This is a genomic window from Streptomyces sp. NPDC023838 (genome assembly GCF_040639555.1).
In the GTDB taxonomy this organism is placed as follows: Bacteria; Actinomycetota; Actinomycetes; order Streptomycetales; family Streptomycetaceae; genus Streptomyces.
Map to the genome: position 1 here is coordinate 49,364 of NZ_JBFAAD010000024.1, position 22,998 is coordinate 72,361.

Here is a 22,998-nt window from a genome sequence, read left to right on the forward strand (position 1 = left end):
CAGGCGGTTCACCGCCCCTCGCGGTCACATGCCGTTGCCGCTGCCGTACGGGGCGTACAGATCGAGCAGTCGGACGCGGGCAGCGTGCAGACGGTGGGCCAGGACGCGGCCCACCCAGCCGCCGACGGCCGCGGCGAAGGCGGGGTCGGCCTCCATGAGGTCGCGTACGGCGTGAGCGTCGAACTCGTAGGCGCGTACGGGCGTCATGACCTGCGCGCCCAGCTGCCACACATAGGGGCGGAACAGCCAGGACCAGCCCACCAGTTCGTCCGAGGCGAGCGTCTCGATCACGGCCGGGCGTCTGCCGGGGACGTGCATGTCGAGGCTGACCGTGCCCGAGCGCAGGACCCAGAAGCGGTCCGCGTGACCACCTTCGTTGAAGAGGCGGGTCCCGGTGGGGAAGTCGACCTCGCGGGCGAGGGCGGTGAGGCGGCTGCGGTGCTCGTCGGCCAAGGCGCTGGTGAGCCGGGGGAGGGCGGGGGTGCTCATGGGCGGCCTCCTTGTCGAGTCCCCCTCCTGTGCCTCCAGTGTCACCCGCCCGCGACCAGGACGGCCTCCTCCAGGGTCGGAACCACGCGCAGTACGGCGCCCAGGCCTGAGATCGCCAGAATCCGGAGCGTGAACGCGTGCGCGCACACCACGGTGAGGCTGCCGTGGCGGGCGGTCACGCGGCGGCGGGCCGAGCTGAGCAGCCGCAGGCCCGAGCAGTCGAAGAAGGTGACCGCCGTCAGGTCGATCACGACTTTCGGTTCGTACGGGGCGGTCACCGCCTCCAGGTGCGGGACGATCTCGACGGCGCTGGCGATGTCGATCTCGCCGCGGAGGGCCAGGATGATATGTCCGTGCGTGCGATAGACGCGCGACGGCGGAGCGAAGTCCGGAAGGACGATGACCATGTGCTCACCTCGACGGAGGCGATCCGCCCGCCCGGCGGCGGACGGAGGACAGGGGGACAGACAGGACGGCGTGCGCTGGAAGCGTGGAGACGTCCGGCCCGAGGTGTGCCTGAGGTGTGCCTGAGGTGTGCCTGAGGTGCGCAGAACCGGGGCCTCCGGTGTGTGCATGCCCAACTCAAGTGGCCGTTGAACATGGTGCGTTGGCATATGACCAACTGGGTTGGGCATAGCTGGGCGGGTCGCAACCGGGGCGGTCGCCTCGATCGCCTCGGTCGGCCGGTCGGGTGAGCTTTCCGGCGTCAGAAACCATCCCCCGTGCGGGCGGCCCCGGGCTCCAGTCCGAGCAGGTCGTCGATGCCCGCCTTGATGCGCTCCGGCGTCGCCCGCGGTCCGGCCATGAGATGCTCGATCAGGCTCGGCACGAACGGCGCGAGGAGCAGATGCGCCAGGATCGCCGTGTCCGTCTCGGGGCGCGCCTGGCGCAGGAGCACCGACACATGGGTGTGCAGCGTCGCGTACACCGCCGTGCTGTAGCGCGCGCTCGGTGACGCGGCCTCCGCCATCTGCATGATCTCGCGCTGCTCCACGACCCGGTCGGCGAGTGCGTGCAGGAAGGCGCGCAGCCGGTCGGCGGGCGGGGCGCCGGGGCCGAGCGGCGGGGGGCCGGTCAAAAACGCCTGCTGGAAGCGCTGCTCGCTGTCGTCCATGAGGGCGAAGAGGAGCTGGCCCACATCGCCGAAGCGGCGGTAGACCGTGCCGACGCCCATGCGGGCGGCGTGGGCGACCGCGTTCATGGTGATGGCCTGGGGCCCCTGCTCGGCGGCCAGCCGGGCCGCCGCGTCGAGGATCTTCCGGCGGTTGCGGGCGGCGTCCGCGCGCTCCGGCGGCACCTGGCCCGTGACGGCGAGCTCGATGCGGGTCATGGCCCGAGGCTATCGGATAGCTATCCGCTTCGATCGCAGGGGCGGGCGGATTTCGCCCCCAGGAGCAGCGGACTCCGGCCGTCTGAGCAGGGGGTTTCAGCCCCGGAGTAGCTGGCCTCAGTCACCGGAGCACCCGGTTCCGCTCGCTGGAGCGGTCGGCGAGGCGTCGGGACCGCTCACGGACGGGTAATCGCGAGGCCGCAATCCCTTGCGAAGTGGATTCCTATCCGATTTACTCGTGATCAAGGGAACCGGATAGCTATCCGGTTCACGCCTACGTACGTCTTACGATCTCTGCTTGGGAGGGGCCTCGCCATGAGCGCCAAGGTCGCGGTCATTTACTACTCGTCCACCGGCAACGTCCACCAGCTCGCCAAGGCGGTCGCCGAAGGTGCCGAGAAGGCCGGCGCCGAGGTCCGGCTGCGCAGGGTCCCCGAGCTCGCCCCGGAGGCCGCCATCGACGCCAACCCGGCCTGGCGCGAGCACGTCGAGGCCACCAAGGACGTCGAGGTCGCCACGCTCGACGACCTGGAGTGGGCGAACGCGTACGCGCTCGGCTCGCCGACCCGATTCGGCAACATAGCCGCGCAGTTGAAGCAGTTCATCGACACCGCGGGCGGCCTGTGGCAGCGGGGTGTCATGGCGGACAAGCCCGCCACCGGCTTCACCAGTGCCTTCAACGCGCACGGCGGCAACGAGTCGACGACGCTCGCGCTGTACAACACGTTCCACCACTGGGGCTCGATCATCGTCGCGCCCGGCTACACCGACCCGGTCGTGTACGGCGCGGGCGGCAACCCGTACGGCACGGCGCACGCGGGCTCCGAGCCCGTCTCCGAGGGGACGCTGGTGGCGGCCCGCTACCAGGGCGAGCGCCTCGCGACCATCGCGGCGCGGCTGCTGGCGGGGACGCGCTGACCGATCCCGCTCCGTCCCTTCGGTGCCCCGGCCGTACGTCACGGTCGGGGCACCGACGCGTGCATCGACGCTGTACATCGACGCGTGCACCGACGTGTGCTTCGACGTGTGCATCGACGCGGTGCGGCCCGTGGGTGTTAGGTGCGGCCGCTCAGGGGCACCCGTACCAATCGACCGTACGTGCAGTCGAGTTCGGAGGTACAGCCATGGGTCTGGGCGGATGCATTCTGCTGATAGGGGCCGGAGCGATTCTCACGTTCGCGGTCGACTGGCATGTGCAGGGCATGAACATCCATGTGGCCGGTCTCGTCCTGATGGCCGTCGGCATCATAGGAACGGCCGCCTACGTCAGCATCTTCAAGCGCCGGCGGCTCCAGGCACCGCCTCCTGCCGCGACTGTGGTCGAAGAGGACCGCCGTTACTACTGAGGCGTGGAGAATCTGAGATGGAAGCCTTGTCGAAGAGGGTGACGACGCAGTCGACCGGACTGGTGGATGCGGCGGTCCTCGCCCTCGACTGCGCCGAGCCGGAAGCGCTCGCGGAGTTCTACGCCAAACTGCTCGGTGCGGAGCCGCCCGTGGAGCGCGACATCGAGCGGATCGAGATCACCGGCCGCGGCGGTACGAGGATGGCCTTCCGCCGCGACCACGGCGCCGCCCCCAACAGCTGGCCGCGCCCCGACGACTCCCAGCAGGCGCACTTGGAGCTGCTGGTGGCCCGCGACGACATGGACGCGGTCGAGCGCCAGGTGATCGCGCTGGGCGGCCGCCCGCTGGACACGAAGGACAACGGGGGTCCGCACGACACCCGGCTGTATTCGGATCCGGCGGGGCATACGTTTTCGCTGCGGAGCCAGTGACGGCGACCGCGCCCGCGTCGGCGCGGACCGCGGCCGGTGTCACCTCTGAGCATGCGCCACACGGCCGATGCGCCCGAGCGCCGTGGAAGCCACCGTCCCGTACGCGCTGCTGCCGCCCAGTGTCGGCGCCAGGTCGGGACAAGTGGCCGGCCGCGAACGGGATGGGCGTCGCGTAGGAAGGCCCCTCACCGGCAGGCAGCCCACGGAGAAACCGGACCGCGACCCGGAACCCGCCGGCCGCTCGACCGGAGGGCGCTGACGGAGGCGCGATGGCCCGAATCCCGCGCGGCGGACTCGGCGACTGGCGTTGGCGATCGGGATCGGGTGGTTATCCGTGCTGGCCGGGCTGGTAGTCGCCGGCGGGCGTCTGGACGATGACGTTCCCGCGGTTGAAGGCGTTGATGACGGCGATCTGGGTCACCAGGGCGGCGAGCTGGTCCTCGTCGTAGTGCTTGGCGGCGTTCGCCCAGACCTCGTCCGAGACACCGCCGGCCGCGTCCGCGATACGAGTGCCCTCCTCCGTCAGCTCCAGGGCGGCGCGTTCGGCATCGGTGAAGACGGTGGCTTCCCGCCAGGCCGCCACCAAGTGGAGGCGCACCGGGGACTCACCGGCGGCAGCGGCGTCTTTGGTGTGCATGTCGATGCATCCGGCGCAGCCGTTGATCTGGCTGGCGCGGAGCATGACCAGTTCGCGCGTCGCGGACGGCAGCGTCGAGTCCCCGAGCGCCTTGCTCGCCGCGATGATGTGCTTCCACGCCTTGACTGCGACCGGGCTGGCGAAGAGGTTCAACCGAGCATTCATCGTGCACTCCTGTGTCGTTGTTCGCTGTCGCCCCTCTAAGACAGGGCACCCCGGCAAGCTGTGACAGCGGCGAATGTGACGTGAGTCTCCCCTCTGAGGTGCCGACGACGTGCTGACGGCCGGGCGACGTGCTGATGGCCGTGCGACGTACTGACGGCCGGGCCGGGCGCCTCGGATACCCTGCTGGACGCCGTGTGGATCTTGGACGACACGGCGAAGCAGCGAGCTCGGCTGAGCGCCGCAGTAAGTGAGTTGGGGAGGGGTTCCGTGCCAAGCTCAACGGGTGTGACGGACGAGGCGGGCTACCGGCCACTGATGTTCTCCATCGCCTACGGGATGACCGGATCGGTGGGCGACGCCGAGGACATCGTGCAGGACGCGTTCCTCGGTCTGACCCGGGCGTACCAGGCAGGTACTGCGATCGCCGCTCCGAAGGCGTATCTGACCACGGCGGTGACACGGCTGGGAATCAACTACCTGAGTTCGGCGCGGGTGCGGCGGGAGACCTACGTGGGGAACTGGCTACCCGAGCCGGTCGTCGTGTCCACCGACCGGCCGGGGCCGGCCGAGCACGCCGAGCTGGCCGACTCCCTGTCGATGGCGTTTCTCGTACTCCTTGAGGCCCTCTCCCCGGTGGAGCGGGCGGTGTTCATGCTGCGCGAGGCGTTCGGGTACGGCTACCCGGACGTGGCGAGGGCCATCGGCAAGTCCGAGGCCAACTGCCGACAGATCTTCGCCCGCGCCAGAAAGCGCATCGCCGCCGCAGGCCAGGACGCCGACAGCGCGCCGCCCCCGGCGCGGCGGGCGGAGGGCGAGGAGCTCGCCCGTAGGTTCTTCGAGGCCGCCGAGGGCGGAGACATGGACGCTCTGCTCGGCATGCTCGCGCCCGAGGTGGTCTTCCACGGGGACGGCGGCGGCAAGGCGCGGGCGACCAGGAACCCGGTGGCCGAGCCGCAGCGCGTCGGCCAACTGTTCGTCGGCGGGATCCGCCGACTCCGGAAGCTTGGCGCCGACCTCCGGCCGGCCTGGGTCAACGGCCGCCCGGGCGTCGTGACATACGACGCCGAAGGGCGCGTGGTCAACGTGGTCGAGCTCGACATCGCCGACGGCATGATCCAGGCGATCCGCTCCGTGTCCAACCCTGACAAGCTCGGCCATCTCGGATCAGTTTCTGATTTGGCGCGGCTGCCGGTGAAATAGTCCACCCGCCCCCCGGGGCAGCGACAGTCCGGCTCTGAGGAACATCGATACAGCTCTTGGTGCCTTGGAGTTCCTCACAGGGGGAGTCCCAGTGCTCGCACCTGAACTCCAGTGCTCGCACTGGAACTCCAGTGCTGTAGCCGGCCTCGCCGCTACCCCAGTGCTCGCCTCCGCAACGGCACAGAACAATGGGGGCGTTGTCCGTACCCACACCGGCCTCGGCGCCCTCGGGTTCCCCGGTGGTAATGGAGCCAATGGCGTGGGGAGCAACGGTGGGCTCGGTGGCCGGGGCGGCACCGGCGGCGCGGCCGGCGCCGACGGCAACGGATGCACTGGAGGGTTCGGTGGCGCCGCCACACTCAATGGCACCGGTGGCAAGGGCGGCGTAGGCGGCGTGAGCGACGCCGGGACCGGCGATCCAGCACCCTGCCTGACAGGCAAGGACGGACCGCTGCTCCTGTCAATGAGTCCGCTCCTCGGAGAGTCTGGCACCATGCAGCGACATCGCAGTCTGGGACATTGTCGACCCAAGGAAGCAGGCAGTCGAAGATGAGCGATCCTGGCGGTACGAGGCAGCATCATCCAGTCGTCGTCGCGCACCGAACCCACCGCGCCGGCGACACCCAGTTGCGCATCGCCGATGCGATCACCAAGTTCGCCGGCTCCATGAAGTTCGTCTATCTTCATGCGGTCGGTTTCGGGCTCTGGATGCTGTTCGTGGAGTCGAACCCATGGCCCATGCTGACCCTCGTCGTATCCCTTGAGGCGATCTTCCTTTCGACGTTCGTCATGATCGGCCAGAACCGGCAGGCCGAGTTCCAGCAGGCGAAAGCCGATCACGACTTCGTCGAGCAGGAACTGGAGCTCAAGACGAACACCGAGCTGACCCGAGCCATCCACACGATGACCGCGGAACTCCACCGCCGGTTGCTGACCACCCCCGAGAAGCAGTAAGCCGCCGCAGCCTCACTTCCCTCGTGACCCGCGCCACCGACCCCGTGCCCCTGGCCCCCGCGCCGCTGGCCCCCGCGCCTGCCGGAAGCAGACCGCGGGTCAAGACGTCGACAGGTACGCGGGAGCAGCCCACGCGACGTCGTCGACCGCCAGCCACGGCGCAGCCGCGACGGCCGTCGGCGTCACACCGGCGAAGGCCATGACGTCCCGATGGAGGTGGGACTGATCGACGTAGCCTACCTCCGCCGCCACCCGTGACGCAGTGTGACCCGCGGCCAGACGGTGTGCCGCATGGTCGAAACGGACGAGCTGAGCGGCGCGCTTGGGGTGGAGACCGATCTGGGCCCGGAACCGGGACCACAGACGCTTACGGCTCCAGCCGACCTCGGCCGCAAGCGGCTCGATCCGGACCCCTCCCAGGTTCGTCACCATCTGCCCCCACACGAAGGCGACTTCAGGTTCGACCGCCCGTCCGGCCTCGTAGCGCCGTACGAGTGCGGCCTCCGCTATCGCGAACCGGTCGTCCCATGACCCGGCGGCGCGCAGCTGCTCCTGGGTGCGCGCGGCGGCGCGGCCCCAGAGGTCTTCGAGGGATACCACCGTGGTGCTCAACTCTGCACAAGGGCCCAGCACCGCGTGCGCGACCGGCGGCGACAGCCGCATCTGCAGGCACTCGATGCCCCGGCCGCGCCCGCGAACGCCGCCGGACGCGAGCCCTACGACGACGCTGCCGCTTCGCTGCCCGCCGCTGAAGTCGTCGACGACGATCGGCTCGTCACCGAGGTCGACGGCCACCGTGACGGCCGGGTACGGGACCACGCCCAGGTCGACGAGGTCGGTCGTACGGGCCCGGAATCCGGCCATGCTGACCCCCGGCAGCCGACCGCGTCGCGACGGGGTGGTGATGTCCCACATGGACGCGGCGTCATGGGCTCGCTCGGCAGGTCGCATGGCAGGTCGCACAGCGGGTCGCATGGCGCCAAGCTACGCGAACATTCATCCAAGACGCCACGTCCGGGCCGCGCCGACACTGATGGCTCCTGCAAGTCCCGTATCAGGAAGGACCGTTTGTGACGCGCTCACCGATCGACCCGTTCACGCCCGCCGTCGAACTCGCCGCGGCAATCCGCCGGAAGGAGGTGAGTCCGGTCGAGGTGGCCGACTGCTTTCTCGAGCGGATGGACCAACTCGACCCCAAGCTGAACGCCTTCTGCCACCGGGCCGACGACGACGTCCGCAAAGCCGCGTCCGTGGCGGCCGACGCGGTGGCGCGGGCCACGTCGACCGACGACCTCCCGCCGTTCCACGGCGTTCCGCTGCCGGTCAAGGACCTCGTCGACGTCGCCGGATGGCCCACCACCCATGGGTCGGCCGGCGCCGGGCAGGCACCGGCCGGGGCGTCGGACCCGGTTGTACGACGGTTCGTGGACGCGGGCTTCGTCCTGCTCGGCAAGACCACCACCTCCGAGTTCGGCAGCCTGCCCTTCACCGAGAGCGACGCCCTGGGCGTCTCGCGCAACCCGTGGGACCCGGACCGTACGCCCGGCGGGTCGTCGAGCGGCGCGGGCGCTGCCGTCGCCGCCGGGATGGCGCCCATCGCCCATGCGGAGGACGGCGGTGGGTCGATACGGATCCCCGCGTCGTGCAACGGCGTCGTCGGCCTCAAACCCACCCGCGGTCTGGTCACCAACGCCACCGTGGAGGTGGAGGGTCTCGGCACCAGTGGCGTGGTCACCCGCTCGGTGGCGGACACCGCGGCGGCCCTCGATGTGCTGGCGCGTCATGATCCGGCCGCGTGGTGGTCGCCTCCGACGCCGCGTACGTCCTTCGCCGCCGCGATCGGGACGGACATGCCGACCGGGCTGCGCGTCGGTGCGCTCACCGACTCCCCGATCGACGGGATACGTGTGCACCCGGCGTGTATGGCGGCCGTCGATGTCGTACTCCGGACCCTCGAATCGGCCGGTCAACACGTCGTCGACACACCCCTTCCACTGCCGTCGACCGACGAACTGGTCGCGGCGTTCACGGCCCTGTGGAACGTCGGCGGCGCCGGAATCGTCCTCGCGGAGCCGGACCGTGTCGAGCCGCACAATCGCGCCCTGCGTGAGGCGGCGCGAGGGATCGACTCCTGGGCGTACGCGGAAGGGGCGAGGAAGGCCCAGCAGTTGTCGCGGCGCATCGTCGAAGGCTTCCTCGCCGGATTCGACCTCCTCGTCACGCCGACGATGGCCTGCCTTCCGCCACTCGTGGGTGCCTGGCGGCCAGGCACCCACGACGATCCCCTGAGGGCGCTGGTGAACAGTTACCCGATGGGGGTGTTCACATCGGTGTTCAACGTGACCGGCCAGCCCGCGATCTCCCTCCCGATCCACCACGACGAGGCCACCGGCCTGCCCGTCGGCGTCCAGATCGTGGCGGCACCCTGGCGGGAAGACCTCCTGCTCCAGGTGTCCCGCACCCTCGAACTCGCCCACCCCTGGACCGGTCGCCGCCCGCCTGTCAGCTGAGTACGGAGGCTCTCCCCGACGTCCTACTTCCCGCAGACGCGGGGACCATGGCGAGGAGGGAGCCATGGCGAGGAGGGCGCCATCGCGAGGAGGGGGCCATCGCGAGGAGGGCGCCTCGGAACACGACGCCCACTCATCGAGCTGCAGCCCGGTTCACCCACCGAGTGTTTCCGCCATGCGGTCCAGGTCGGTGAGAAGGGAGGCGAGGCGTCTCGGCGGGACGGCGTCGGTCAGCTGCTGGTCGATGGTGTAGACGGCAGAGCGTGCCGCGGCGAGGCGGCGGTGGCCCTCCTCGGTGAGGTGCGCGGGCAGGGCGCGGCCATGGTCGGTCGTGGTCGCGCGGGTGATGAGGCCGGCGTCCTGCAGTGCGCGCAGGACGACGTTCATGGACTGCCGGGTGACGAAGGTGCCGCGGGCCAGTTCGGCGTTGGACAGCCCGGGGCGCTGGTCGAGGAGTTCGAGGCAGGCGTACTGCGGCACGGTCAGGCCGTGCTCACGCAAGGCCCTGTCCATCGCGCCACGCAGGGCGGCCGCCGCCCGCTTCAGGCGGTAGCCCAGTCGCTCAGTGACGTCGGCGGGCGGGGTCGGGTCGGTGGTCGTCCCATCACTCATGTCAGGAGTTTGACATAGCTGAGCGGAAACGCCTACCGTCGCATATGTCAAAGTCCTGACATTGAGCACGTCTGAGGAGCAGGAGCACCCATGACCACCACCGTTTCCGTCGCCGGGCCCGACTTCATCGCACTGCAGGTACGCGACGTCGACACGGCCGCTGCCTTCTTCGAGACGCAGCTCGGGCTGCGCCGGGCGCCCGCCTCGCCCCCCGGCGCCGTGGTGTTCACCACTGAGCCGATCGCGTTCGCCGTCCGCGAGCCCCTGCCGGGCGTGGACCTCGACAGCGTGCAGCGGCCCGGCCTCGGCGTCGCCCTGTGGTTCAAGACCAGCGACGCCGACGCCCTCCACGACCGCCTCCAGGCCGCCGGGACCCCCATCGTCAGGGAGCCGGAGGACGGCCCGTTCGGTAGGATGTTCACCTTCCTCGGCCCCGAGGGGTACGCCATCACCGCCCACGGGAACTGACCGCGCCCGCGAGGGGCAGGCCAGGACAGCCAAAGAGAACGCCCCGTTCCGGCTTTCCCCCGGCGTAGCAGACCTCGGCCCGGCCGGACCAGCGCGTCCAGGGTTTCGGCCGGCACCGCGAGGCGCTCGTCCTCGGGGCGGGCGCCTGCGTGGATCCGGGCTCGGTCCGCAGCCGTGGGGGGCGGCTTCAGCACCAGCCTGGCGTCGTGGCGCTGTACTCGGGCGAGCTCGCCGGCCCGGCGCTCCGTTCCCACCTGCGGTGGTACCGGTTGGCGCGGTGCGGTCCGGCTCTCCAGCCGGGTCTGTGTGGTCGAAGACGCTCCCTGCTGGGGAGGGATCAAGCGTGAACAGGCAACCGGTTCACTGGCTTCGCGTCGGCCGGACACCGGACGGGTCCGGCGCGGTGGCCGTGGCCGTGGCCGCGGCTGTGATCGACACCCGGAAGACCGCGCCCTCGCCCGGGGCCGTCTCCAGCTCCACCCGGCCCCCGTGGGCCTGGACCAGTGCCGAGGCGATGGCCAGACCCAGGCCGGCGCCGCCGCCGGTCTGCCGACTGCGTGAGGCGTCCACGCGGTAGAACCGTTCGAAGACCCGGGCTGCCTGCTCGGGCGCGAGACCGGGGCCCGAGTCGGCGACCTCGATGATGCCGTGGCCGTCCGCGGTGCCCACCCCGATGCGTACCGGAGAGCCCGGTGGTGTGTGCGCGACGGCGTTGCCGACGAGGTTCGCGACCACCTGGCGCAGCCGCGCCTCGTCGCCGAGTACCGGGGCGGGCCCGGGCGCGCCCGTGCCGCCCGGCCCGGTCAGTGTGACGGAACGCGTCGGGTCGAGGGCCCTCGAGTCGTGCAGGGCGTCGACGGCCAGGGTGCGCAGGTCCATGGGGGCGAGCTGGAGCGGCCGCTGCTCGTCCATGCGTACCAGGGTGAGCAGGTCCTCGACCAGACCGCCCAGGCGCACCGCCTCGCTCTCGATGCGGGCCATCGTGCGCTTCACATCGGCCTCGTCGGGCAGGGCGCCCATCCGGTACAGCTCGGCGAAGCCCCGGATGCCGGCCAGCGGGGTGCGCAGTTCGTGGCTGGCGTCCGCGACGAAGCGCCGCATCTGCTCCTCCGACTCGGCGCGCGCCGCGAACGCCGACTCCAGCTGCGCCAGCATTCCGTTGAGCGCGCTGGTCAGCCGGCCCGCCTCGGTACGCGGTGAGGCGTCCGGCATCCGGTGCGAGAGCGGGCGTCCCGCGGCGATCTCCGCCGCGGTGGCCTCGATACGGCGCAGCGGGCGCAGCCCCGCCCGTACCGCGAACCAGCCCGCCACCCCGAGCAGCAGCGCCACGACGACACCGATGAGCTGGAACGCGGTGGCCAGGTGGTCGACCGTCGACGAGACCTCTTCCAGGGGTGCCGCCACGACCACTCCGGCAGGCAGCGCCGGGTCGCCGCCGGACACCGGCATGGACACCGGCACGATCAACATCCGCCAGCTGCCGCCGCCGTGGTCGCTGGGTACCTCGAAGGGTTTGCCGAGGCGGGTCTGGAGCGCCTTCGCGTCCATCACCGGCCACAGCGGCCGGGGGTCGCCCGCGGCGACGGGCTGGCGGAACTGGTCGGTGATCTTGCCGTCGTCGGCCGCGAACGCGATCACGTACTGGCTGGGCAGCCAGGCCCGGCCGCCGCCCGCTCGGGCCGCGTGCGGCGCCGGGGTGCCCTCGACGCCGACCCGGCGCGCCACCGAGTCGCCGAACCGGCTCAGTTGCTGGTCCACCCGTTGCACGAGCTGGCCGCGGACCGAGTTCAGGACGACGGTGTCACTCACCGTCAGTCCGAGCGCCACCATGGCCATGGCCAGCAGTACGAGCCGGGAGCGCAGCGACAGCGCGGAGACGCGGCGCGGCAGCCACCCGAGCCGCGCGCGGAGGTATCTCAGCATCGCGCGGCCACCTCAGGACTGCGGGCGGCGCAGCACGTAGCCGATGCCGCGCACGGTGTGGATGAGCTTGGGTGCGCCGTCGGCCCCGGAGTCCACCTTGCGGCGCACGTACGAGATGTACGACTCGACGATGCTGAGGTCGCCGCCGAAGTCGTACGCCCACACGTGGTCGAGGATCTGCGGCTTGGACACCACCCGGTCGGCGTTGGTCATCAGGTAGGCGAGCAGTTTGAACTCGGTGGGGGAGAGCGAGACGGGCCGCCCCGCGCGCAGGACCTGGTGGCCCAGCGGGTCGAGTTCGAGATCGCCGGCCACCAGGCGGCCCTCGCTGCTCGGGCCGCCGGTGCGGCGCAGGATCGCGCGGATCCGGGCAATCAGCTCCTCCAGGCTGAACGGCTTGGTGACGTAGTCGTCGCCGCCCGCCGTCAGCCCACTGATCTTGTCGTCGACGCCGTCCTTGGCGGTGAGGAAGAGCACCGGCAGATGGTCGGGGCCCGGGCCGCCGCCGGCTTCCTCGCGGAGTCTGCGCACGACGGCGAATCCGGTCATGTCGGGCAGCATCACATCGAGCACCACCAGGTCCGGGCGCTCCTTGGCGACGGCCGCGAGCGCGTCGGCCCCGGTGGCCGCCGAGACGACCTTGAAGCCGACGAAGCGCAGCGAGGCCGAGAGCAACTCCCTGATGTTGGGCTCGTCGTCGACGACGAGCAGGCTCGCCTCGGCCGTGGCCGTGTCCGTCGGGGCCATCGGGTTCCTCCTCGTGGCGGCGTGGGCGGTGGGCGCGCGGTCAGCCCCGGCCACCGCCGAAGCCGCTCGCGCCGCCCTGGGTGACGGTGGTCGCCGCGACGTCCCCGGAGGCATTCTGACTGCCGCGCACGGTCACTGTCTGACCCGGCTGCAGATCGGACACCTTGCCGCTCTTGGCCTCGGTGACCTGGGTGCTGCCGACCGTGGTGACCTTGACGACGTTGCCCTGGGTGTCGGTGACGTAGATGGTTGTGCCGTCGACGAGCTTCACCGTACCGATGGTGAGACCGCCCGCCGCGCCCGGGCCGGTGCCGTCGCCCTGGCGCTGGCCGCCCTGCCCGGAGCCGAAGCCCGGACGCTGCCCGCCCTGCCCGGCGCCGAAGCCCTGGCGCTGGCCGCCCTGCGCGGAGCCGCCACGTGCCCCGGCCGCGGACGGTGTGCGCTGGGTGGCCGACGACGAGCCCTGGTTCTGGTTCTTCTCCACCAGGGCGCCCGCGGTGAAGGCGAGTCCCGCCACCAGGCCGCCGGAGAGCAGCAGCGTCAGCCACGGCAGCCGCGGCCGGGGCGGCGCGTTCAGCTCGGCCGAGATGTCCCGGGCGTCGGGTGGTTCGGCGAGGATGTCCTCGGGGCTGGCGGTCTGCGTCGGGCTGCCGGTCTGCGCGGGGCTGTCGGCTTGCGTGGGGCTGCCGGTCTGCGTCGGGCTGCCGGTCTGCGCGGGGCTGCCGGTCTCCGTAGGGCCGGCGCTCTCCAAGGTCTCGGCGTTGCCGAACATGTCAGCTTCTCCCTGTCCGTACATCCGTGTCCGTACATCCGTGTTCGTCGTGTCCGTACATCCATGCTCGTCACATCCGTGCATGGGGGTCACTCGTGCCGCAGGGCTTCGATGGGCCGCAGGCTCGCGGCCCGGTTGGCCGGGTAGCCGCCGAAGAACAGCCCGATGGCCACGGCGATGGCGAACGCGCCGACGACCGATTCGGGGATGATCACCGGCTTGATGCCGACGATCGTGAAGTGCGAGCCGATGAGGCCCGCCGCGACGCCGAGCCCGCCGCCGATGAGCGAGAGCAGTGTCGACTCGGCGAGGAACTGCCCGAGGATGACGCCCCGTGGTGCTCCGATCGCCTTGCGGATGCCGATCTCCCGGGTCCGCTCGGTCACCGTGACGAGCATGATGTTGGTGATGCCGATCCCGCCGACGAGCAGGGAGATCGCCGCCACCGCGCCGAGCAGCACCGTGAACGTCTTGTTGGTGTCCGCCTGCGTGGTGAGCAGGGAGGCCTGGCTGCTGACCCGGAAGTCGAGCGCGTTCGGGTCCTTGATGCCGTGCCGGCCCATCAGGACGGTCGTGATCTCGTTCTGCGCCGGCGTCGTCGCGTCGGCCGACTTGGCCTCGACGAGGATCTGGCCGATCGCGCCGAAGCCGGTGAACGCGTTCTGCACGGTGGGCAGCGGTGCGACCACCACGTCGTCCGGGTCCTGGAACCCGGTGCCGCCCTTGGTGGCGAGGACCCCGACCACTGTGAACGGGGTGCCGCCGAGCGTCATCTTCTTGCCGACGGGGTCGGCCGTGCCGAAGACATCGGTCGCCGTGGTCGAGCCGATCACGGCCACCTTGCGCGAGCCGAGTACGTCGTCCGAGCTGAAGTAGTCGCCCTTGGACACCTTGCTGTTGGACGCTTTGAAGTACGCGGGGTAGGTGCCCACCACCTGGCTGACGGTGTGTGAGGTGCCCTCGTACAGCGCGGTCTGTGAGGTGGTGGTCTCGGGGGCGACCGACTCGATGTGCGGCGCGGACGCGGGGTCGGCGAGCGCGCGTGCGTCGTCCACGGTCAGCGGCTTGGTGGCGGTGGCGCCGGAGGAGCGCGAGCCGCCGAAGCCGCCGCCCGACGACACCGTGAGGGCGTTGGTGCCGAGCTTCTCGATCGAGTCCTTCACGGCTTGCGAGGAGCCGTTGCCGACGGCGAGCAGCACGATGACCGCGGCCACACCGATCAGCACCCCGAGCATGGTCAGGGCGGAGCGCACTTTGTTCGCCGCGAGTCCGCCGAAGGCGAAGCGCAGTGTCTGGAACGGGTTCACCGGCCGCCTCCGACCAGGGAGTTGCTGTCGTGCAGGGCAGGTGCTGAGTCGTCCTTGCGCAGGGCGGGCGGCGGGCCGTCCACGGGTGCCTGGCGCACGTCGTCGACGATCCTTCCGTCGACGAGCCGGATGACCCGCTTGGCGTGGCGGGCGACTTCGTTCTCGTGGGTGATGAGGACGACGGTGCGCCCGGCCGCGTTCAGCCGGTCGACGACGGCGAGCACCTCCTCGGTGCTGTGGCTGTCGAGGTTGCCGGTCGGTTCGTCGGCGAGGAGCATCGCGGGTGCGGTGACCAGGGCGCGGGCGACGGCGACGCGCTGCTGCTGGCCGCCGGAGAGTTCGTTGGGGCGGTGGTCCATCCGGTCGGCGAGTCCGACGAGGGTGAGCGCCGCCTCGGCCCGTCGGCGCCGCTCGGCGGGCTTCACACCCGCGTACGCCAGCGGCAGCTCGACCTGGGCCAGCGCGGGGGTACGCGGCACCAGGTTGAACGACTGGAAGACGAAACCGATCTTGCGGTTACGGACGAGGGAGAGCTGGTGCTCGTCGAGGCCGCCGACGTGGATTCCGTCGAGCAGATACCGGCCGGAGGTGGGTACGTCGAGGCAGCCCAGGATGTTCATCAGGGTCGACTTGCCGGAGCCGGAGCTGCCCATGACGGCGACGAAGTCGCCCTGCTGGACGACGAGTTCGACGCCCAGGGCCCGGCCGCTCACCGGGTCGACGGGGCCGCTGAGGGCGTGAACGGCTGCGTCGCCGTGCCCGTACGTCTTGATCAGTGAGCGCACCTCGATGACGGGCGCAGGGTCCCAGGGCCCGTTGTCGGTGTTGGATTCGGATGGCGCCTCGGGCAGGGCCGGGGTTCTACGTGGCCACAGGGATGACGCTGCGATTTTGCGCGTCCACGGGGTCGGCGTCGCGGCTTTGCGTGGCCACGGGGGTGGCGTCATCCGCGGCCACCTCCGCCGCCACCGGTGCGGAAGCCGCCGCCCGCGCCGCCGCTGCCGCCACGGGTACGTCCGGCACCGCCGCCGAGGCCGCCGGGGAAGGTGCCGCTCGGGAAGCCGCCGTTGCCCGTCGCGGACACGCTGGCCAGCTGCACCTTCTGGCCCTCGCTCAGGCCGCTGAGGATCTGGTCGGCGCTGTCGCCTTCCAGGCCCACGGTGACCGGGGTACGTGACGTGCTGCCGTCTTCGTTGACCACGGTGACCGTGCGGTTGGCGCCGGTGCCGCTGACTGCGACGGTCGGCACCGACAGGGCGCCGGACGCCTCGCCCGTGACGACCTGGATGCTCGCGCTGAGCCCCGTACGCAGGTTTGAGGTGGGGCTCGTGATGGTGAGGGTGGCCGCGTACTGGACGGCGCTGCCGGAGCCGCTGTTGCCGCCTCCACCTCCGCCTCCGCTGGAGCCGGCGCCGCTGCTGACGGGCAGCGAACTGACCGACAAGACCTTGGCGTTGAGGGTGGTGCCGGACTGGGCGTTGAGGGTGACGGTGGCGGCCTGGCCGGGCTTGAGCTTGAGTGCGTCGGCCTCGGAGAAGTTCGCCGTGACCTGCATGCCGGACGGGTTGGTGAGTACGACGAAGCCCGACAGGATGGAGGATGAACTGGCGCTCGTAGAGCTGGAGTTGGAGCCGTTGCCGGAGCTGCCGCCGCCGTTGCCCGCGCTGGTGCCATTGCCGCCGGTTCCGGAGACCGTGTCGCCGGGCTTCGCCGATACGGAGGCGACGGTCCCGGCCGCCGGGGCCCTGAGCGTGGTGCCGTCCACGGCACGCTGCGCCGCGTCCACCGCGTTCTGGGCCTGGGTGAGCTGGGCCTCGGCCTGCGCGAGCTGCGCGGGGTCGACGGTCGGGTAGGCGGTGGGGGCGGGGGCGGTGTTGGCGGAGCCGCGCGTCGAGGGGGAGCCGCCGGACCCGGACCCGGACCCGGACCCGGACCCGGTGCTCGAACTCGGCTGGCCTTCCTGCACCTTGGTGAGGTTGGCCTGGGCGGCAGTCAGCGACGCCTCGTCCTGGGCGAGGGTCTCCTTGGCGGCGGTGGCGTCCACCTTGCCGAGGAGCTGACCCCGGGTGACCTTGTCGCCCGGCTTGACGTCGACCTCGGTGAGTTTGCCGCCGGTGGTGAAGTTCACCCCGGCGTCGCTCGGCGAGGACAGCGAACCGGAGCCGGACACCGTGGCGAGGACCGTGCTCTTGGTGACCGTGACGGTTCTCGCGTCGGCCCGTCCCGGAGTGTCGCTGTGGCTGGTCACCGCGGAGTAGGCGCCGCCGGCACCCGCGAGGACGGCCACACCGAGCACCGAGTTGATCAGGACGGCTTTGCGCCGTCGGGGGAGCACCTTCATGAAGGCGGATCCTGGCGGCCCGCACTTTGGAAGACCTGGGAGCTTTCTGGGAGTTTCCTGGGAGCGCGAATACCCAAGAGGCTTCGCATTCCGGTGGTTAAGGGCGATAGCGGACCACCATGCATGCCCCGGGGGTATGTGCGGGCCCGGACGTCCAGGAAACTCCCAGCTGTTCCCCCGGAGGCGCCCACCCGGGTGCGGTTCAGTCGTGGGTCGCCGACGGCGTACCCGTACAACTCATGCAGGCGAGGCCGTCGTCAGTCCAACGCACCGAGGAGACACCGGACATGACCTGGACCAAGCACCGGCCGGCGACCGTGCGCACCGCCATCGCCGCGCGCACCGCCTTCGCCGTGCGGGCCGCCGTCGTCGTGCGGGCCGCCGTCTCGGCCGGCGCCGTCGCGGCGTGCGGCCTGCTGCTCGCGGCCTGTTCGTCCTCGGACGCGGCATCCAGCGCGGAGGCGAAGCCCGCGGCTTCCGCTTCCGCCTCCGCTTCCGGCGGGGCGAAGGGCATGGACGCCTACCGGCAGTGCCTGGCGCAGCACGGCGTCACGTTGCCGCCCCGGCCGAGCGGCAGCGGCCGCCCGAAGGGGGCCGGCCGGGCGAGCGGCGGCACGAGGCCCCCCGGTGGGTTCGGCGGGTTCGGGGGCTTCGGGGGCGGGGCGTCCGCCGATCCGGCCCAGCGGGAGGCCGCACAGGCCTGCGCGAGCGAGCGCCCGCAGTTCAACGGCCGGGGCGGTGGTGCCAACAGCACCGCGATGAAGGCCTTCACGAGCTGCCTCAAGGACCACGGAGTCGTCCTTCCCTCGGCCTCCCCGGGGGCCGGAGGCGGCCTGCGCGGCCTCAACACCTCGGACCCCAAGTCCGCGCAGGCCTTCCAGGTCTGCAAGGCCCTGCTCCCGCAGCGCCGCTCGGGATCCCCGTCGTCTTCAGCGTCCCCTTCCGCGTCCCCTTCTGCGAGCCCGACGGCCTGAGGGGGCGAGCCTCCTCCGCCTGGCTGTGTGCGGTCCGCCTAGATGAATGAGTCCGATGCCGACGCACATCGACCCCGTGCTCAAGGGGGGTGCGCATGAGGTGGGACGCAGGCACGGAGGTGGGACGCAGGCACGGTATGCGCGAACTGTGCGACGTCGAACATCAGATGGGCGGACAGCACGGACACCCCTACGGGCGATGCGTACTGGAAGGTCGCGACGGACGGCATCTACGGCGATCGCTGGGGAACCATTCAGACCAGGTGGTCCGGAACCGGCAAGGAGACCATCGACCTGGGCTGGTCGATCACTGCCACCGTGGACGCCGGAGGAAACCCCGCCACAGCCGACTTCGGCAGCAGCGGCATACACGCCGTTCGCGAGCTGGCTCCGCGCTGCGACGACATACCCAAGGGCATCGGGCCCGGCTGCGTGCTGCCGTACTTCAGCCCGACGTACACCGTCGACACCAACCTGTACCCGGCGGCCGGTGCGTACTACTGGCTGATGCAGCAGAAGATGCCCTACCACGAGGGTTCGGTTCGGTGGGACTCCCTGCTCAGCTACCTCGGCACGGACACCACGGTCAAGAACCCCAAAACCGGCCAGCCGTGGACCAAGGATGACAGCCGCGGAGTGGTATGCCCGGACAAATGGGCCAAGCGTCCGGCCGACGCGTCGCTGGGGACTCTGTCCTGCGACGAATACGCCATGGCCACCACCCACGAAAGCGGCGGCTTTCCAGGCCGTAACCAGGTGACATCAGGCGACCAGTGCGCCCAGCTGTTCGCCGACAAGGTAGACGGCACCGGAAACTTCGGCATTTGGGCCGACACGAGGACCGCAACGAACGGGCCCAGCGGCAAGGAACCCTGCGGGAGGGCATCGATACCCGACAAGCAGAACTCGGGCGCGTTCAGCAACAGCTATCCGGCGCCATCATGGCGCATGCTGGACGGCGATAAGTTCTTCGTCTCCAATCCCGGATTCGATCACTGCACAAGCGTCCACACCACCTGCGCCTGGCGCAAGATCGGCTGACACGACGCGAATGCCTGTGGGGGACCAGACCGCGGTCTGGTCCCCCACACGCGTCTGCGGCCGGACAGGTCAGCCGGTGTACTCCACCCACGGACGGTCCGGATCGGGAACGTTCGGTGCCCCCCACACCAGAGCCCCGCCCGCAATACCCGGTTTGCCGTGTGTAGACAGGGACGGCACTTCAAGGCTGTCGGCGATCTCTTCCAAGTAGGTGACCAGCGTTTCACGCTTTTCCTCGTCCCGGTACGGGTAGTGGTCTTCCCGGGACCAGGGGTACATGTAGCCGGTGTCGGTTTCGAGGTAAAGGCCGTAGGCGGTGTCGTCGGCTCCGAAGGAGCACACGGGTATCCACGTCCTCTTCCACACCGTGGTCTCCTCTTCGTCCCTTCCTGCTGCCCGCCGGATGGCGCCAAGGGTGTCCGATTGCTGCTGGATATCCATTTTCATCCGGTAGAGGTAGACCACCCTGTCCAGGTCCATCAGAGCCCAGCCGTCCAGGAGAAACCCCGCGCCGTACACGTGGCGGACACCCGCATGCAGGGACCACAGCGCCTTCAGGGGTGCGGGGACCGGCACGCCGAGTGTTTCTTCGAGCGCAGCGATCTCCTCCCGTGAGGCGCCCGGCTTGAGGGATGCGTACGACGCGGGAGCATGGGCGCGCAGCCATGTTTCGATACGGTGCCACGCGTCGGTCACCTGCCGTACCGCTATCTCTTCCGGCTGCGGTTCTGGTGCCGGGGGCTGGTCCTTGGGGAGCGCGAAGGGGGGCTGGCTGGCGAGGAACTCCGCGAATGCCGCCGACTGCTTCGGGTCCATGTATCCCTGGCGTCCTTGGCGCGCCCGCTCTTCCAGCCAGGCAAGATCACGAGCAGAGCGCATCTCGGCCACGATTACCCGGTCCCGTGTGAGCGTCATGCGCAGCCCGTCCGCGTGTACGTACCGGGTGTACGGGCCCTGCTGTTCCGGTCCCGGAACGCTTTCCGGCGATGCGTCCGGAACGGGCAGCGGGTCTCCGGAGCCCCGCTGTGCCCAGTGCTTCAGCTCGGCCAGCTCGGCCGCCGGAAGGACCACACCCACCAACTCGCCACCAGCGGTGATACTCACGCGCTCGCCGGCCTCCTCGACCATGGAGGCCAGGCGCTCGAAGTCCTCGACCGCATCTGCCAGTTCAACGCTCCTCAGCGGCGTGCCGTCCGGCGTCACGTTCACTTCCCTTCTGCGGGCGGGCCATCTCGCGTGTCGTACGACACTAGCGTCGGCCCATGTCATAGGAGTGCGAGAGGAACCGGCGCTGTGACGTCCTCACCTCCTTTGCCGTTTCGCTTGGGTACGGCTGTGAGTGGGCCGGAATCGGAAAATACCCTTCCTGACCGGGCGCGATGGGGCACCTGATGTACGGGCAGCGCGTGCGGGGTGTGGAAGTCATGCCGAGCCCCCGCCCAGGCGGGGGACCACCGCCGTCGAGTCCGGGCGGGGGGACACGGCTACCCAGGTGCTCGCCGAAGACCCGGCCGGCGCCGGGGCGGTGAAAAAGCTGGTGTGCGGGCTCGACGGAACCGGGTAAGGTCTTTGTCATGTTCTTCCAGACGCTGATTTACGAGTGAGAGCGTGACGGGCCCCTGCTGACGTCCTTCGACGTCGCCGCCCGTCCCCCATCGATGAATCCGTAGATCACTTCGCATCATTACCGGGAGAACCCGTGACCGTGAGCAAGAACATCAACAACCCCGTGGGCCAAGGCGGCGGCCAGCGCAAGAAGCAGTCCCGCGCCGAACGACAGAACAACGGTCCGCACCGCAACCGCGACCGTCAGAGTGCAGCCGAGCAGAAGGCGGAGCTGGTGCGCAAGATGCGCGAGAAGGCAGCCGCAGCCGCAGCTGAGGGCGCCGCGCAGGCGGGCGACGACACCGCACAGAGCTGACGCACCGCCGCCGCAGGGCGGCACCGCATGGGGCAGGGTCCGGACCACGACGCGCGGTCCGGGCCCTGCTGTTTGCCGGAGTAGTTCCGTCGGTCTGCCTTTCCGGCGCGACGCTGGCTGCGGATGAGAGTGCCGTCGATCAGGACGACCTCCCCGCCCCGTGTGGCGACCATCTTCAGGGCGCGGTCCAGGCGTGGAGCCTGCGCGGCGAGCAGGGTGATCAGCTCGTCGCGCCAACGGCGGAGGTGGACTCAGACACGTTGTTGCCGCCGGCCATGTCGGCCAGGCGCTGGGCGTGCCGCAACACCGCAACACGGCCAGGACGATCACCACGATCCTTCCAGGCGGCAGGATCACCACCTGGACCGGATCACCTTCAGATGGCGTCGCAGCAGACCGGCGAGGTGGCTGACGGGGCGCGTGGACAGCGGTAAACGGCACTGGTAGGCAAGTGCGCCGGATTTCTCGGCAGGCCCTTCAGTTTCCGTCACACAGCCTCAAAAACGGCAGCCGGAGGAACCCCAGTTACGCCACATCTCACCGGCTCCGACGTGGGAGGGTGGTCTTTGATCCTCGTCCCGGTGTCTGCTGAAGCCGTTGCACAAGAGGCGGAGCACGGTTGGAGGCGTGAGTGAAAGGCCCTGACATGTCCCGCGGTGCTCGTCTGGCCGCCCACGGCGCAGTTTCCACATCGCTGGCGCTGCGCAGTGACCACAGTCTGCGCGAGTTCGTGGACGCCGGCACACCGCTGGGGTCAGGCATCGGTGGGAAGACGGTCCTGCTCGAGGTCGAGGGAACCCAGGTCTTCGTCAAGCAGGTACGGCTGACCGATCTGGAGCGACGGCCGGAGCATGTTCACTCCACCGCGAATCTGTTCGGTCTCCCGGCCTTCTGTCACTACGGCATCGGTACCATCGGCGCCCCGGGGTTCGGGGCCTGGAGGGAGCTGGCCGCCCACACCATGACGACGAACTGGGTGGTCGCGGGAGACTACGAGGGCTTCCCCCTGATGTACCACTGGCGGGTGATCCCGGACTCTGGTCAGCCGCTCCCCGAGGAACTGGCCGATGTGGATCGAGCTGTCGCCTACTGGGGAGGCGGATCAGCGGTACGCCGGCGGATCGCAGCTCTCCAGCAGTCCACGGCAAGCCTTGTGCTGTTCCTGGAGTACATCCCGCAGAACCTGCACGACTGGTTGGGCGTCCAGGTCGGGGCCGGCGACGAGGCGGCCGAGCGGGCCTGCGCCATGGTCGACGACGAGCTGAAAGCCGGCATCTCGTTCATGAACGCCGGCGGGCTTCTGCACTTCGACGCCCACTTCGAGAACATCCTCACCGATGGCCGACAGCTCTTCTTCACCGACTACGGCCTCGCGATCTCCTCACGCTTCGACCTCACACGGGACGAGGCCGACTTCTTCGACCAGCACCGCACCTACGACCAGTGCTACGCCGTCACCCACTTGGTGAACTGGCTGGCCGTCGCTCTCTACGGATACACATTGGAAGAACGGAAGGCATTCGTGAATGCTTGCGCCCAAGGGGTGCCCCCGGAGGGGGTTCCCGCGTCGGTCGCGGCGTTCCTTGTCCGTTACGCACCGATCGCCGCGGTGATGGGCAACTTCTATTGCGAGTTTCAGCAGGAGAGCCGAGCAGCTCCCCATCCGCTGGCAACCATCTGTCGTATAGGGCTAAGTGCGTGATCAGCAGCAGCCGGGTCACAGGCGGGTGGTGAACCGGCCGTCGGGTAGCTTCCGCAGCCAGCCGCGGTCGACAAGTCTGACCAGCTTCCCGCGTATCGGTTCCAGCTTGCCCGGACGTTGACGTCCAG

At 70.1% G+C, this 22,998-nt stretch carries 24 protein-coding genes; 11 read left to right on the forward strand and 13 right to left on the reverse strand.

The window, feature by feature from the left end; translation table 11 throughout:
* Window positions 1–24 precede the first annotated feature (24 nt).
* The 3 genes from AB0G17_RS25830 to AB0G17_RS25840 form a co-directional block, all read right to left on the reverse strand.
* Window positions 25–489 carry a cyclic nucleotide-binding domain-containing protein gene (locus AB0G17_RS25830; RefSeq protein ID WP_361387363.1) on the reverse strand — a complete coding sequence of 155 codons (465 nt, stop codon included), beginning with the start codon at window positions 487–489 and terminating at the stop codon, window positions 25–27.
* A gap of 41 nt (window positions 490–530) precedes the next feature.
* Window positions 531–896 (reverse strand): STAS domain-containing protein, encoded by a 366-nt coding sequence (locus AB0G17_RS25835; RefSeq protein ID WP_361387366.1) that lies wholly within the window; start codon window positions 894–896, stop codon window positions 531–533.
* Between the two features lie 299 nt (window positions 897–1,195).
* Entirely contained in the window at window positions 1,196–1,819 is a 624-nt protein-coding gene (locus AB0G17_RS25840; RefSeq protein ID WP_361387369.1) for a helix-turn-helix domain-containing protein, read from the reverse strand.
* Window positions 1,820–2,134: 315 nt separating this feature from the next.
* Between AB0G17_RS25840 and wrbA the strand changes: the two genes are divergently transcribed.
* The 3 genes from wrbA (at window position 2,135) to AB0G17_RS25855 (ending at window position 3,596) form a co-directional block, all read left to right on the forward strand.
* Entirely contained in the window at window positions 2,135–2,737 is a 603-nt protein-coding gene (gene wrbA / locus AB0G17_RS25845; protein ID WP_361387372.1) for an NAD(P)H:quinone oxidoreductase, read from the forward strand.
* Window positions 2,738–2,943: 206 nt separating this feature from the next.
* Window positions 2,944–3,165, forward strand: coding sequence for a hypothetical protein (locus tag AB0G17_RS25850; protein ID WP_361387375.1), 222 nt, complete (start codon window positions 2,944–2,946; stop codon window positions 3,163–3,165).
* A gap of 17 nt (window positions 3,166–3,182) precedes the next feature.
* Window positions 3,183–3,596, forward strand: a complete 414-nt coding sequence (locus tag AB0G17_RS25855) for a VOC family protein (RefSeq protein WP_361387378.1) — start codon at window positions 3,183–3,185, stop codon at window positions 3,594–3,596.
* Between the two features lie 328 nt (window positions 3,597–3,924).
* Here the strand turns inward: AB0G17_RS25855 and AB0G17_RS25860 are convergent, their stop codons facing one another.
* Window positions 3,925–4,398, reverse strand: a complete 474-nt coding sequence (locus tag AB0G17_RS25860; RefSeq protein ID WP_361387381.1) for a carboxymuconolactone decarboxylase family protein — start codon at window positions 4,396–4,398, stop codon at window positions 3,925–3,927.
* 267 nt (window positions 4,399–4,665) lie between these two features.
* On the opposite strand from AB0G17_RS25860, the gene sigJ reads away from it, so the two are divergent.
* Complete coding sequence (gene sigJ, locus AB0G17_RS25865) at window positions 4,666–5,598, forward strand: RNA polymerase sigma factor SigJ (RefSeq protein ID WP_361387384.1); 933 nt, start codon at window positions 4,666–4,668, stop codon at window positions 5,596–5,598.
* Window positions 5,599–6,147: 549 nt separating this feature from the next.
* Window positions 6,148–6,552 carry a DUF1003 domain-containing protein gene (locus AB0G17_RS25870; RefSeq protein WP_361387387.1) on the forward strand — a complete coding sequence of 135 codons (405 nt, stop codon included), beginning with the start codon at window positions 6,148–6,150 and terminating at the stop codon, window positions 6,550–6,552.
* Between the two features lie 99 nt (window positions 6,553–6,651).
* On the opposite strand, the gene AB0G17_RS25875 is transcribed toward AB0G17_RS25870, so the two are convergent.
* Entirely contained in the window at window positions 6,652–7,527 is an 876-nt protein-coding gene (locus AB0G17_RS25875) for a helix-turn-helix domain-containing protein (protein ID WP_361387390.1), read from the reverse strand.
* A gap of 95 nt (window positions 7,528–7,622) precedes the next feature.
* On the opposite strand from AB0G17_RS25875, the gene AB0G17_RS25880 reads away from it, so the two are divergent.
* On the forward strand, window positions 7,623–9,062 hold the full coding sequence (locus tag AB0G17_RS25880) for an amidase (RefSeq protein WP_361387393.1): 1,440 nt from the start codon (window positions 7,623–7,625) through the stop codon (window positions 9,060–9,062).
* Window positions 9,063–9,215: 153 nt separating this feature from the next.
* On the opposite strand, the gene AB0G17_RS25885 is transcribed toward AB0G17_RS25880, so the two are convergent.
* Complete coding sequence (locus tag AB0G17_RS25885; RefSeq protein ID WP_361387396.1) at window positions 9,216–9,674, reverse strand: MarR family transcriptional regulator; 459 nt, start codon at window positions 9,672–9,674, stop codon at window positions 9,216–9,218.
* Between the two features lie 90 nt (window positions 9,675–9,764).
* Between AB0G17_RS25885 and AB0G17_RS25890 the strand changes: the two genes are divergently transcribed.
* Window positions 9,765–10,142 carry a VOC family protein gene (locus AB0G17_RS25890; protein WP_361387399.1) on the forward strand — a complete coding sequence of 126 codons (378 nt, stop codon included), beginning with the start codon at window positions 9,765–9,767 and terminating at the stop codon, window positions 10,140–10,142.
* A gap of 360 nt (window positions 10,143–10,502) precedes the next feature.
* Here AB0G17_RS25890 and AB0G17_RS25895 read toward each other — a convergent pair whose 3' ends face one another.
* The 6 genes from AB0G17_RS25895 to AB0G17_RS25920 all read right to left on the reverse strand — a co-directional run bounded on the left by AB0G17_RS25895 (window position 10,503) and on the right by AB0G17_RS25920 (window position 17,232).
* Window positions 10,503–12,065 (reverse strand): HAMP domain-containing sensor histidine kinase, encoded by a 1,563-nt coding sequence (locus tag AB0G17_RS25895; protein WP_361387402.1) that lies wholly within the window; start codon window positions 12,063–12,065, stop codon window positions 10,503–10,505.
* Window positions 12,066–12,077: 12 nt separating this feature from the next.
* A complete protein-coding gene (locus AB0G17_RS25900) occupies window positions 12,078–12,812 on the reverse strand; it encodes a response regulator transcription factor (RefSeq protein WP_361387405.1) in 735 nt (244 codons plus the stop codon).
* Window positions 12,813–12,852: 40 nt separating this feature from the next.
* Window positions 12,853–13,584: a hypothetical protein gene (locus AB0G17_RS25905; protein WP_361387408.1), complete on the reverse strand. Its 732-nt coding sequence runs from the start codon at window positions 13,582–13,584 to the stop codon at window positions 12,853–12,855.
* Between the two features lie 89 nt (window positions 13,585–13,673).
* Complete coding sequence (locus AB0G17_RS25910; RefSeq protein WP_361387411.1) at window positions 13,674–14,891, reverse strand: ABC transporter permease; 1,218 nt, start codon at window positions 14,889–14,891, stop codon at window positions 13,674–13,676.
* On the reverse strand, window positions 14,888–15,676 hold the full coding sequence (locus AB0G17_RS25915; protein ID WP_361387414.1) for an ABC transporter ATP-binding protein: 789 nt from the start codon (window positions 15,674–15,676) through the stop codon (window positions 14,888–14,890). The genes AB0G17_RS25910 and AB0G17_RS25915 overlap by 4 nt, the downstream gene beginning before the upstream one ends.
* Window positions 15,677–15,834: 158 nt before the next feature.
* Window positions 15,835–17,232, reverse strand: a complete 1,398-nt coding sequence (locus AB0G17_RS25920) for an HlyD family efflux transporter periplasmic adaptor subunit (protein WP_361387417.1) — start codon at window positions 17,230–17,232, stop codon at window positions 15,835–15,837.
* 287 nt (window positions 17,233–17,519) lie between these two features.
* Between AB0G17_RS25920 and AB0G17_RS25925 the strand changes: the two genes are divergently transcribed.
* Together AB0G17_RS25925 and AB0G17_RS25930 are read left to right on the forward strand one after the other, a co-directional pair.
* Window positions 17,520–18,206 (forward strand): hypothetical protein, encoded by a 687-nt coding sequence (locus AB0G17_RS25925; RefSeq protein WP_361387420.1) that lies wholly within the window; start codon window positions 17,520–17,522, stop codon window positions 18,204–18,206.
* A 318-nt stretch (window positions 18,207–18,524) separates the two neighbouring features.
* Window positions 18,525–19,247: a hypothetical protein gene (locus AB0G17_RS25930; protein ID WP_361387423.1), complete on the forward strand. Its 723-nt coding sequence runs from the start codon at window positions 18,525–18,527 to the stop codon at window positions 19,245–19,247.
* Between the two features lie 69 nt (window positions 19,248–19,316).
* Here the strand turns inward: AB0G17_RS25930 and AB0G17_RS25935 are convergent, their stop codons facing one another.
* The gene (locus AB0G17_RS25935; RefSeq protein WP_361387426.1) at window positions 19,317–20,450 is read right to left on the reverse strand and encodes an SMI1/KNR4 family protein; all 1,134 of its coding nucleotides are present in this window, start codon (window positions 20,448–20,450) and stop codon (window positions 19,317–19,319) included.
* 496 nt (window positions 20,451–20,946) lie between these two features.
* Between AB0G17_RS25935 and AB0G17_RS25940 the strand changes: the two genes are divergently transcribed.
* Together AB0G17_RS25940 and AB0G17_RS25945 are read left to right on the forward strand one after the other, a co-directional pair.
* Complete coding sequence (locus AB0G17_RS25940) at window positions 20,947–21,168, forward strand: DUF6243 family protein (protein ID WP_361387429.1); 222 nt, start codon at window positions 20,947–20,949, stop codon at window positions 21,166–21,168.
* 631 nt (window positions 21,169–21,799) lie between these two features.
* Window positions 21,800–22,870: a protein kinase family protein gene (locus tag AB0G17_RS25945; RefSeq protein ID WP_361387432.1), complete on the forward strand. Its 1,071-nt coding sequence runs from the start codon at window positions 21,800–21,802 to the stop codon at window positions 22,868–22,870.
* Window positions 22,871–22,998 lie beyond the last annotated feature (128 nt).